The sequence below is a fragment of the Micromonospora noduli genome (assembly GCF_003264365.1).
GTDB classification, from domain to species: Bacteria; Actinomycetota; Actinomycetes; order Mycobacteriales; family Micromonosporaceae; genus Micromonospora; species Micromonospora noduli.
In genome coordinates this window covers 1-1073 of the sequence record NZ_PYAK01000135.1, presented here as the reverse complement: position 1 = coordinate 1073, position 1073 = coordinate 1, and the positions used below count along the sequence as shown (strand labels likewise).

At 77.5% G+C, this 1073-nt stretch carries 1 protein-coding gene; it reads left to right on the top strand.

Features of this window, described 5'->3' with window-relative positions; all coding sequences use genetic code 11:
* Positions 1–24 precede the first annotated feature (24 nt).
* Positions 25–1073 (top strand): cell division protein PerM (locus GUI43_RS33280; RefSeq protein WP_249037927.1); only part of this gene is annotated, 1049 nt, incomplete at its 3' end.

Below are 1073 nucleotides of genomic sequence, written 5' to 3'. Positions count from 1 at the left end.
GGGGACGGTGGACGATGTTCGACCCTGGTCCGTCGCCGCAGACGGCAGCGTCAGCCCGTCGCTGCCGGGGTGGCCGCCTGCTGGGCCGGCCTCACCTCGTACCTGCCGGTCGCCATCGTGCTCGGCCTGGTGCAGCTCGGCGCGGATGGCACCACGGTGACCGGCGCCCTGCGCACCGCGCTGGCCGGCTGGCTGCTCGGGCACGGCGTGCCGTTGCACACCGAGACCGGGCCGCTCGGGCTCGCCCCGCTGGCGCTGACAGTGCTCGCGCTCTGGCGGCTGACCCGCGCCGGCGTGCACGTCAGCCGCGCGATCGGTGCTCGCGACACCCGCTCACCGCGCCGGGCACTGCTCGCCGCGGTCGCGGTCGGTGTGGCGTACGCGCTGCTCGGCGCGCTCGCGGCGGTGCTGGTCGGCACGGGTGGGCCGAATGTGTCGCTGATCCGGGCGGGTGCCACGTTCGCGGCGGTCGGCACACTCGCCGCGCTGGTCGGCGCGGTCCGGATCACCGCCGTGACCCGGCTGCTCGTCACCCGGCTTCCGGGCCCGGTGCGTGACGGCGTTCGCACCGGCCTGGTGGCCGGGCTGCTGCTGCTCGGCGCGGGCGCGGGCGCGGCCGGCCTGGCGGTGGCCACCGGCGGCGGCGACGCTGCCGACATGATCGGGGCGTACCGGACCGGGGTCGCCGGGCAGGCCGGCATCACGCTGGTCAGCGTCGCGTACGCGCCCAACGCGGCGGTCTGGTCGACCAGTTACCTGCTCGGGCCGGGGTTCGCGGTCGGGACCGACACCGCGGTCCGTACCAGCGAGGTGTCGGTCGGCGCGCTGCCGGCCGTTCCGCTGCTCGCTGGCCTGCCGCGCGGCCCGGTGGACGGCTTCGGCGCCCTGCTGCTCGCGGTGCCGGTGCTGGCCGGGATGGTCGCCGGTTGGCTGCTCGCCCGGCGGGTGGCCCGACTCGCAGTGCCGGAGCGGGCTGCGCAGCGCTGGGCCGAGTTGCTGGTCGAGGGTCGGGCCCTGCCCGGCGGCAACGGGGTGGTGCTCTCCCGTCCGCTGGCCGACGGGCTGTGGGCCCG